This is a genomic window from Pseudomonas sp. P8_229 (assembly GCF_034008635.1).
Classification (GTDB): Bacteria; Pseudomonadota; Gammaproteobacteria; order Pseudomonadales; family Pseudomonadaceae; genus Aquipseudomonas.
Genome location: NZ_CP125378.1, coordinates 944,649 through 953,928, shown reverse-complemented (window position 1 = coordinate 953,928; position 9,280 = coordinate 944,649). Strand labels below are relative to the sequence as shown.

Sequence of the window (9,280 nt, the reverse complement as noted above, 5' to 3'; positions counted from 1 at the left end):
ACAATGGGATTGCATTCCCCTGTAGGAGTGAGCCTGCTCGCGATTGGGGGCGGCACATTTTCAGACATTTACACGGTTGACGATCCAGAACCGGCAGCTCAGTCTGCCGGTTCTCTTTTTCATCGCGGGGGTGGTCGATGCCTTTCTTCACGGTTGACGGACAAGCGCTGCACTACATTGATCAAGGCAGCGGCCCGGCCGTGCTGCTGGCTGGCAGTTATCTGTGGGACAGCGCCATGTGGGCGCCGCAGATCGCTGCGCTGGCGCCGCACTATCGGGTGATTGCGCTGGACCTTTGGGGCCATGGTGAGTCGGGACGGTTACCTGAAGGCACGGCATCACTGGATGACATCGCCCGTCAGGCGCAGGCCTTGCTCGATCATCTGGGTATCGATCAGGTCACTCTGGTCGGACTGTCGGTCGGCGGCATGTGGGGCGTGCGCCTGGCGTTGTCGGCGCCGCAGCGGATCAATGGCCTGGTGCTGATGGACACTTACGTCGGCGTGGAACCTGAGCCTACCCGCCAGTACTACTTCTCGCTGTTCAAGCAGATCGAGGACAGCGGCGAGATCTCCGAGCCGCTACTGGACATCGTGGTGCCGATCTTCTTCCGCCCGGGCATCGACCCGCAGTCGGCGCTGTATCAGGGCTTGCGCGCCAAACTGGCGGCGTACACCACTGATCGCCTGCGCGACAGCATCGTGCCGATGGGGCGTATCACGTTCAGTCGGGATGATCGGTTGCCGCGTCTGGGCGAGTTGAATGCCGCGACCACGCTGGTTGTGTGCGGTGATCAGGACAAACCGCGACCGCCGTCAGAGGCAAAGGAAATGGCCGAGCTGATCGGTTGTCCGTGGGTGCTGGTGCCGGAGGCGGGGCATATCTCCAGTCTGGAGAACCCGGAGTTTGTCACCGAGGTGTTGTTTACCTTCCTCAGCGAGCGCCACCGGCGCACCGAGTAATCGTTCTTTGCTGGAACGCTGCCCCGCAAACAAGCTCGCTGCCACTATGGTTCTGCGTATACAGAACCAAGTGTGGGAGAGAGCCTGCTCGCGAAGAGGCCGCTTCAGACAATAAAGAATCCGACGTTACTTAGGCCCAAGAATCTTCGCCAGCTTCTCCGGCGACGGCGCGCCTTGCTGCTGTTGCAGCTCACCCTTGTCGTCCATGTAGAAAATCGCCGGAGTCGCCTGCAACTCCAGGTCTTCCATCAACTGCATGTTGGCCGCCAGTTTGGCCTGCACGGCCGGTGGAATGTTCTTCAATGGCTTGAGCGAACTTTCCTTGCCAGCCTTCTCGTGTTCTTCCAGGGCTTTGGCCGGATCCTTCGCTGCCAGCAGCGCGGCGGATTTCGCCGGACTGTCTTCGCGGATGATCCCGACCATGATGTGCCGCAACTGCACCTTGCCGGCCTTGACCCACGGCCGCGCCTGCTCCCAGAACATGTTGCAGTACGGGCAATTCGGATCGCTGAACAGGTACACGGTGCGCGGTGCATCCTTGTTGCCGTCCTGAATCCAGTTGCTGGCTTCGAACTTGCCCCAGATTTCCTTGGTCATCGGTGCGTAAACCAGTTTCTGCAACGGCTCGCTGCTCAAGTCCTTGCCGTCGGCGTCATACAGATTGCCCAGCAACACGTGTTGGCCGTCCGGCGTCAGGTACAACGCCATGCCACGGTTCTGGTACTGCGCCGCGTAACCGCGCAAGCCGTCCGGGGCGTCGAACTGGCCGACGATTTTTGCGCCCTTGGCTTCGATCTGCTTGATCGCGGCGGGCAATTCTTCGGCGGCCTGTACCGACGGCAGGTGCAGCAGGGCAGTGCCCAGAGTCAGCGTCAGCAGGTGGCGGAGGCGGGGCATGGCAGTTTCCTTGCAGAGGTGGCCGGTGCGGCGGATGGATTCGGACTGTCGAAGTTTTCCAGGGCGCGGGCCAGACTGGCGTTCGACAGCTCGCCCAGATGGCTGGTCAACAGTCGTCCGTCAGGGCTATAGAACAGCGTAGTCGGCAACGCCATGGAGCCCACGGCCTGACCGAGTCGGCCGCTGCGGTCGAACAGTACGTTGTTCAGGCTCAGGCCCTGGGTTTCGAGAAAGGTGGCAACGCTTTGCATGCTCTCGGCCTGATTGACGAACAGAAAGGTCAGGTCCGGGCGTTGTTGCTGGGCGTTTTCCAGCACCGGCATTTCGCGCCGGCACGGTGGGCACCAGGTCGCCCACAGGTTGATCACCAGCGGACCGCCCTGATAATCGCTGAGCTGGATGGTCTCCCCGGCGGCGTTGCGCAGGGTGATTTCCGGCAGGCGCGTGCCTTGTTCGTAGATATTCAACGACAGGGTCGCCAGCAGCCAGAACAGCACACCGCTGGCCACGCCAAAACCCAGTGGCCGGCGCAGGCCCGGGCGGCGCCAGCCACGATACAACGCCGCCAGCAACAGCACGATCACCCCCGGCCAGGCGAGAAAACCGCCATCGCGCAGGTCGATGATCTGCCACGGATCGTTGCGATAGTGGCCCCAATACAGCGCGACAAACGCCACGCGTGCCGCGAGCATGCCGAGCAGAAACAGACTGAACAGCGCCGACTCGGGGTTATCGCCGCCACGCTTGGCCACCCGCCAGCCGACAAAGGTCGCCAGCGCCAGGGCACTGATCAGCAGCAGGTGGTTAAGCGCGATGGCAAAGGTGCCGAGGGTAAACGTCAGCATTAATTGGCGTCTCGGGTGGTGGTCCAGCGTTGCAGGAACGTATCGGCATCAACCTCACCGGTGATGCGCTGGCTACGCCGCTCTTCGCCGTCAGTGCCGATCCAGACAAAACTCGGTGGCCCCGGGACTTTGTAGCGGCCGAGCAGCTCGCGGCTGGCGGCATTGTCGGCGGTGACATCAAGGCGCAGCAGACGCACATCGCCGAGTGCCTGCATGATCTTGTCCTTGCCGAACACTTGTTTCTCCATGACTTTGCACGACACGCACCAGTCGGCGTAGTAATCGAGCAATACCCACTGACCCCTGGCCCTGGCGGTATCCAGTTCACGTTGCAGCGCTGCCGGGTTCTTGATCGTGGTGAATGCGTCATGCCCGCTTGGCGTAGCGCTGGCAACACGGCCGGCGCTGTACACCTGCAGCGGCTGATAAGGGTCATCACCGCCACCGGCGGCACCGATCAGCAGCAGGCTGCCCCACAGACCGAGCAACAAAGAACTGGCGCCGAACACCTGGGCGACGCGCCCGAAGCCTTCCGATTGCTTCCAGGCGCAGAACGCCGCAATCAGCAGCAGCGCGCCGCACAGGCCCAGCCACAGCGAGGAGTCCAGTACCGGACGCAACATCAGCAGCGCTGTCGCCAGGAACAGGAAGCCGAAGATGCCCTTGAGCAGGTTCATCCACGCCCCGGGTTTTGGCAGGAAGCGGTTGCCGACGGTCACCAGCAGTAACAACGGCACTCCAATGCCGATGCCCAGCGCGAACAGAATCAGCCCGCCGTGCAACGCATTGCCGCTCTGGGCGATGTACAGCAAGGCGCCGGCCAGCGGCGCGGTCATGCACGGGCCGACCAGCAGCCCCGACAGCGCGCCGAGCACCCCGGCACCGATCAGGCTGCCGCCGTTGCGGCTGCGCGAGGCGTGTTCGAGGCGATCTCGCAAGGCCACCGGCAATTGCAATTCGAAGAAACCGAACATTGGCAACGCCAGCACCACGAACACCGCCGCAAACGCACCGAGCAGCCATGGATTTTGCAGCCATGCCTGCAAGTTGGCGCCGAGCAGAGACGCGATCACCCCCATCGCCGCATACACCAGCGCCATGCAGATCACATAGCTGCTGGCCAGAGCGAAACCACGGCGTGGCGTGGCACCACTGCCGACAATCATCCCCGCCAGAATCGGTAGCATCGGCAGTGAACATGGAGTAAACGCCAGCAGCAGGCCCAGGCCGAAGAACACCAGCAGGCTCCAGCCCAGCGCGCGTTGCTCAAGACCGCTGGCCAGGGCTTGGTCCGGCGCTTCAGCGCTGCTTGACGGCGTCGCTTTGCCACCCAGATCGATGACCCGGGTTTGTGGCGGATAGCACAAGCCAGCATCGGCGCAGCCCTGGTAACTGACCTTGATCTGACCGCTGGCCGAGGCCGGGACTTTCACCTCCAGCCCCTGGCGGTATACCGGTTGTTCACCGAAGAATTCGTCACTGTGGGACTCGCCCTCGGGCAGAACCGGCTGTTGTTCAGCCTTCAGACCGTCGAATTTCAGGCGTTTCTGATACAGGTAGTAGCCGTCGGTGATTTGCCAGAACAGCTGGGTTTCCCCGGACTCCAGGCGTTCGGAGGTGAGCACGAATGCTTTGTCGACCGGCAAAAACTCCGGTTTGGTCTCGAATGGATTATTTCCCGCCTGTGCCAGGCCGGAGATCAACAGTGCAAAGAAAAGAAAAAAATGACGCATGGAGGAGCCTTGTCCCTGTGCAAGTGTGGTGCACAGTGGCGGGTGGCGATTAACCGATGATTAACCGCCCCGCACGATGTCGGATGGGCGACCCGACGCCGATTCACTGGTGCCTGCGAGTGGCTCAGTCCTTCAGCAGCCCGGGCCAGGTGGATTCGGAGATTGTATACGGGCCAAATACTTTTTTCGCGCCCTGCTCATAACGCAGGTAGCGGTTGTCGTTCAGGAAAACGTAAAAGTAAGTATCAAGTGTCGGGTAGTCGTTGGTGACGGCCGTCATCATTTTGTCTTTATATTCTTCCAGTGGTGCCCAGGACGAACCTTTTAGAGGTAGTACTTCCAAGGTGTTGGAGTATGTTTCGTAGATCAGGTAATTTCCGTCATTCAACAATAACCAGTAGCTCTCCCTTTGTGCAGTGTTTTCACTCCACATTACGCCAACTATTTTGTAGTAGTAAGGCAATAGTTTTTCCCACTTTGATTTTGCGATGGGGGTTTTGGAGAGCGCCTTGTCGGCTTGTTGGCTGAACTCACAAACGGATGGCGTTGCTCCTTCGTCGTAGAACAGCCAGAGCGTGTCGACACCGCCGTTCCAACTGGCGCTCGTCGTGGTAAAGCCAAAGCGCAAGTCGGCAGCAGTCTTGTCGAAGCCTGCCCATTTGCCATCCACCGGCTTGGGGAAACCGGAAAGTACTTTGTCATCCTCGAAGTCGAAACGGGAATAGTTGTTTTTCTCGGGGAAAAAGAAATAAATGCGGTCGTGGCCGGTGCGCCAGTCAACAGCAACGAAGTTTTTTGTAATGCTCATTTATACGATTCTTCCATTGTTTTTTCGGTTTTTTGAATGTTTGTTTTGTGTTTGTAAAAGTCGTGTGTTTTATGTCTGCTTTTTTGTAATTTGTTAGCTGTTTCTAGTTTGTGTGGGACAGCGTGGGTACCTCTGTCAAGTCGGTTGTGGTCCTGGCATGGTGGTGGCTTGAACCTGATCGTCTGTGTGTTTCAGGTCGCGAATTTTCAATAGCGCAACAGTCCGGGCCAGCTTTCGTTATCGATTTTTATCGGTTCGGATACAACACGGTTTTCCTGGATGTTGTAGCGGATATATTCATCCTTATTCAAAAACAGATACCAGTAACTGTCGGCAAAAGTACGATCGTTTTGCGCAGCGGTCATGATCCGGTCTTGATACTTGGCCAACCCTGGCCATGTTTCATCATCAATGGGTTCTTCGATAAGTGTTTCATAGCCGAAATCAAGCTTGAGCGCCTTTCCATTGTCCAGCAGGAAGCGGAACAAGTGCGCTCGCCCCGGAATGGTTTGCCACCATGTGCCGGCAACGATCCGGTCGAAGTAGGGCGTCAGTTGTTTCCATCGTGATTCACTAACTGGAACAGTGCTGATGCAGTGATCATTGTCCTGATCATATTTGCTGACGCAGGGAGTGAATCGATCCTCGTGGTAATGGAACAGCCACAAAATGTCACCGTCAAATTCTTCAGTGTCGAATCCAGTGGTGGTGAAGCCAAAACGCAGATCGTAGGCGTTATGGAAGTTGCTCCAGTTACCGGATACCTCCCGCGGGTAGTTTCTGGGTACTTCATTGTCAGGGATGCTGAAGCGTGAATAAATGTTGTAGTCCTTGAAGAAGAAGTAGATCTGGTCTTTGCCAGAGCGCCAGTCAACCGTGACGACATTTCCTAAGCGAGACATTGTTCAATCCTTTGAATGGTTGTTTTGAGAAAGAGTTGTTGCTGATCGCGTGCGACCTGGTTTGTTCAGGGTGCACGCGATGCGATGGGGTGAAGTATTAATGAGTTGCTGTGTTTTTGTTCTCTGGTTTGATTGTCGGTCTGTTGGTTTTTGTTTGCCTTTGATTGTTTGGTCGGGTTGATGCTAGTTGTTAAGTTTGTTTTTTAATATGCCCGGTGTGTTTCAATTTGAAAGTTGCGTCGTCGCTATTGTTAATAAGACTGGCAGGCGGGCAGGCGCCCGGGCTATTTGCCTGGCAGGCTGCTACCGTGTGCAGCGTCGCATCGCGCTTCTCGTGAGTTGGTACACTTGGCATAATTGCGGCTTAATCTTCGGTTGCTTGAATCGCGTTTTTGCTCATGGAGCTCACATGCACGTACTGGTTTGCGAAGACGATGAGTTGATCGCCAGTGGCATCGTCGCTGGCCTCACCGCTCAAGGCCTGACCGTCGAACACGTCAATACGGCTTCGAAAGCGCGGGCGATGCTCAAGGTCGCCGAATTCGACGTGATGGTGCTCGATCTTGGCCTGCCCGACGAAGATGGCCTCAAGTTGCTGCAACAGTTACGGCAGCAGGGCCTGGAAATTCCGGTGCTGATTCTGACCGCGCGGGACTCGGTGACTGACCGGGTCGATGGTTTGCAGGCGGGGGCTGACGATTACCTGCTCAAACCGTTCGATCTGCGCGAACTGTTCGCTCGTCTGCAAACCTTGTTGCGCCGGGTTGCCGGACGCAGCGTCAACCTGATCGAACACGGCGCACTGACCTACGATCCGAGCAGCCGTGAAACGATGCTCGCCGGGCAACCGGTGGACCTGTCGCGGCGCGAGCAATCGTTGTTGCAGGCGCTGCTGCACAACCGTGGCCGGGTGCTGTCCACCGAGCAATTGAAAGACAGCGTCTATGGCTTCAATGACGAACTGGAGAGCAACGCCCTGAACGTGCATATCCATCACCTGCGCAGCAAGCTCGGCAAGGGAATTGTTGAAACCGTGCGCGGTCTGGGTTATCGCCTCGGGCCGGCCGATGGTGGAGAGCCACAGAAGTGATGAGTCTGCGTCTGCGCCTGAGTCTGACCCTCGGCGCCGCGTTCGCCCTGATCTGGGCTTTGGCTGCGGCCTGGATGCTCAGCGACTTGCGCAATCAGATGATGTTTTCCCTCGACCAGCGGCTGGTGGCGTCGGCGCGCATGGTCGCCGGGTTGCTCGAGCAACTGCCGGCGTTGCCGAGCAAGGGCGAAGGCACGCATTTCAGTGCCGAACAGTTGAACATTCCCGGTGGCATGGCCTGTCAGGTCAGTTCGTTGCGCGGGGAGATTCTGGCCCGCAGCCACAGCAGTCCCGAGCAAACCCTGGAAGCCGAGAAAATGGGCTTCCACGACCAAATGATCGACGGCGCACCGTGGCGCAGTTTCACCCTCGCGCGCGGTGACGTGCGCATCACCACCGCCGACCGGCAGATCGAACGCGAAGCCCTGAACATGTCGATTCTGCTGGCGGCCTCGGTGCCGGTCGGCGTGGCGTTGCTCGGTTGTCTGTGCCTGTTGTGGCTGGGCATCGGTCAGGGCCTGGCACCGCTCAATCGGCTGCGCGAAGCCTTGATGCGGCGTAACGCCGACTCGCTGGAGCCGCTGCAACTGCAGTCGTTTCCCAGCGAACTGAAACCGCTGCTCGACACCCAGAACCAGTTGTTTCAGCGCATCGGCAAGACCATCGAACGTGAACGCCGGCTGACCGGTGACGCCGCCCATGAACTGCGCAGCCCGCTGACGGCGATCAAGACCCACCTGCAAGTGGCGCGCATGACCGAGGGCAGTGCCCGCGATCAGTCGCTGGCCCGGGCCGAAGAGGGCGCCGACCGCATGCACCGCACGTTGGAGCAACTGTTGTTGCTGGCGCGGGTCGAGGGCAGCCTGTCGTTTGACGATGGCGTGCAGTGCAGCGCCGAGCAGGTGGCGAAACTGGCGATGCAGGATGCGGCCGGTGGCGAGCGCCAGCGCATCAAACTGCAATTGCCGACGCCGCTGTCCAGCGCGCCGGTGCAAATGCCGGCGGTGCTGTCGATTGCCGCGCTGCGCAATCTGCTCGACAACGCCCTGCGCCATACCCCGGCGGACGCTGAGGTGGAGCTGAGTCTGGAAACCGTCGGTCAGCGCGCACATTTTGTGGTGCGCGACCATGGCCCGGGGATTGCCGCAGAAGATCTGCAGCACCTGACCCAACGCTTCTGGCGCAACGGCCAGAGCACCGGCTGCGGCCTCGGCCTGGCGATTGTCCAGGCCATCGTCCAGCGTTGCGCCTGCACTCTGCATTTCGACAGCCGCCCGGATGGGCTGCGCGTCGAGCTGACCATGCCGCTGCAGTCCATGTAACACCACAAATCCTGTAGGAGTGAGCCTGCTCGCGATAGCGGTGATTCAGCCGATGAAGATGTCGACCGGCACGACGCTATCGCGAGCAGGCTCACTCCTAAAGTGGATCCGTGGGTGTGGCACATCAAATGTAACGTCTGTGCATTAGTCATTCGCCAGTCCCGGCGTTATGGTCGGGACTGCTCTGACTCAATGGATTGAGGGACCGCAGCATGGAAGCAGCAATCTGTATCTGCCCGGCGAAACCCGCCGACGCCGGCATCATCAGCCGCATCATCGAGCGTTCGATCCGTCTCGGTTGTGCGCTCGAACATCGCAATGACCCACAATTGGTCAACCGCTGGATCGCCCGGCAATCCTCCGACTTCATCAGCGCTCGGCTTGCCGACTCGCATTGCTACCTGAATATCGCGTTGTTACAGGACAAACCGGTAGGTGTCGGGATGGCCACGGCCAGCGGGGACATCGGTTTTTGTCATGTGCAACCGGAATGGTTTCGCCGTGGCGCGGGGCGGGCGCTGATGATGGACCTGGAAGGCTGGTTGCGGATTCGCGCAGTGCCGCAGGTGAGCATCGTCAGTACACGCACCGGTGCGGCTTTTTATCGGCATCTGGGCTACCGCGAATCGGCGCCAACCTTCATCGATCAGGGCTTGCAGCGCGTGGCGATGCACAAACCGTTGCCATTGCCCGACTGACAACTCGATCAAGGGTCTAAATC

9 protein-coding genes are annotated in these 9,280 nt (G+C 59.1%); 4 read left to right on the top strand and 5 right to left on the bottom strand.

Annotated elements, in window-relative coordinates; genetic code table 11:
• Positions 1-137 precede the first annotated feature (137 nt).
• Complete coding sequence (locus QMK55_RS04230; RefSeq protein WP_320328722.1) at positions 138-962, top strand: alpha/beta fold hydrolase; 825 nt, start codon at positions 138-140, stop codon at positions 960-962.
• 126 nt (positions 963-1,088) lie between these two features.
• Here QMK55_RS04230 and dsbG read toward each other — a convergent pair whose 3' ends face one another.
• The 5 genes from dsbG to QMK55_RS04205 form a co-directional block, all read right to left on the bottom strand.
• Positions 1,089-1,859 (bottom strand): thiol:disulfide interchange protein DsbG, encoded by a 771-nt coding sequence (gene dsbG, locus QMK55_RS04225; RefSeq protein WP_320328721.1) that lies wholly within the window; start codon positions 1,857-1,859, stop codon positions 1,089-1,091.
• On the bottom strand, positions 1,835-2,704 hold the full coding sequence (locus QMK55_RS04220) for a TlpA disulfide reductase family protein (RefSeq protein ID WP_102353981.1): 870 nt from the start codon (positions 2,702-2,704) through the stop codon (positions 1,835-1,837). Before QMK55_RS04220 ends, dsbG begins: the two co-directional genes overlap by 25 nt.
• The gene (dsbD, locus tag QMK55_RS04215) at positions 2,704-4,437 is read right to left on the bottom strand and encodes a protein-disulfide reductase DsbD (protein ID WP_102353980.1); all 1,734 of its coding nucleotides are present in this window, start codon (positions 4,435-4,437) and stop codon (positions 2,704-2,706) included. Before dsbD ends, QMK55_RS04220 begins: the two co-directional genes overlap by 1 nt.
• A gap of 124 nt (positions 4,438-4,561) precedes the next feature.
• Positions 4,562-5,245: a hypothetical protein gene (locus QMK55_RS04210; RefSeq protein WP_320328720.1), complete on the bottom strand. Its 684-nt coding sequence runs from the start codon at positions 5,243-5,245 to the stop codon at positions 4,562-4,564.
• A 206-nt stretch (positions 5,246-5,451) separates the two neighbouring features.
• Positions 5,452-6,147: a hypothetical protein gene (locus QMK55_RS04205; protein ID WP_102353978.1), complete on the bottom strand. Its 696-nt coding sequence runs from the start codon at positions 6,145-6,147 to the stop codon at positions 5,452-5,454.
• A 409-nt stretch (positions 6,148-6,556) separates the two neighbouring features.
• Here QMK55_RS04205 and QMK55_RS04200 point away from each other — a divergent pair, with 409 nt between their 5' ends.
• From QMK55_RS04200 to QMK55_RS04190, 3 genes are all read left to right on the top strand, one after another.
• Positions 6,557-7,237, top strand: a complete 681-nt coding sequence (locus QMK55_RS04200; protein WP_102353977.1) for a response regulator — start codon at positions 6,557-6,559, stop codon at positions 7,235-7,237.
• Complete coding sequence (locus QMK55_RS04195; RefSeq protein ID WP_102353976.1) at positions 7,237-8,559, top strand: ATP-binding protein; 1,323 nt, start codon at positions 7,237-7,239, stop codon at positions 8,557-8,559. Before QMK55_RS04200 ends, QMK55_RS04195 begins: the two co-directional genes overlap by 1 nt.
• Positions 8,560-8,771: 212 nt before the next feature.
• The gene (locus QMK55_RS04190; RefSeq protein ID WP_102353975.1) at positions 8,772-9,257 is read left to right on the top strand and encodes a GNAT family N-acetyltransferase; all 486 of its coding nucleotides are present in this window, start codon (positions 8,772-8,774) and stop codon (positions 9,255-9,257) included.
• The last annotated feature ends 23 nt before the right edge of the window (positions 9,258-9,280 follow it).

Excerpts from the sequence above, each read along its gene's own strand:
- QMK55_RS04230 (WP_320328722.1), top strand. The coding sequence starts at position 138 with ATGCCTTTCTTCACGGTTGACGGACAAGCGCTGCACTACATTGATCAA.
- dsbG (WP_320328721.1), bottom strand. The coding sequence starts at position 1,859 with ATGCCCCGCCTCCGCCACCTGCTGACGCTGACTCTGGGCACTGCCCTG.
- QMK55_RS04220 (WP_102353981.1), bottom strand. The coding sequence starts at position 2,704 with ATGCTGACGTTTACCCTCGGCACCTTTGCCATCGCGCTTAACCACCTG.
- dsbD (WP_102353980.1), bottom strand. The coding sequence starts at position 4,437 with ATGCGTCATTTTTTTCTTTTCTTTGCACTGTTGATCTCCGGCCTGGCA.
- QMK55_RS04210 (WP_320328720.1), bottom strand. The coding sequence starts at position 5,245 with ATGAGCATTACAAAAAACTTCGTTGCTGTTGACTGGCGCACCGGCCAC.
- QMK55_RS04205 (WP_102353978.1), bottom strand. The coding sequence starts at position 6,147 with ATGTCTCGCTTAGGAAATGTCGTCACGGTTGACTGGCGCTCTGGCAAA.
- QMK55_RS04200 (WP_102353977.1), top strand. The coding sequence starts at position 6,557 with ATGCACGTACTGGTTTGCGAAGACGATGAGTTGATCGCCAGTGGCATC.
- QMK55_RS04195 (WP_102353976.1), top strand. The coding sequence starts at position 7,237 with ATGAGTCTGCGTCTGCGCCTGAGTCTGACCCTCGGCGCCGCGTTCGCC.
- QMK55_RS04190 (WP_102353975.1), top strand. The coding sequence starts at position 8,772 with ATGGAAGCAGCAATCTGTATCTGCCCGGCGAAACCCGCCGACGCCGGC.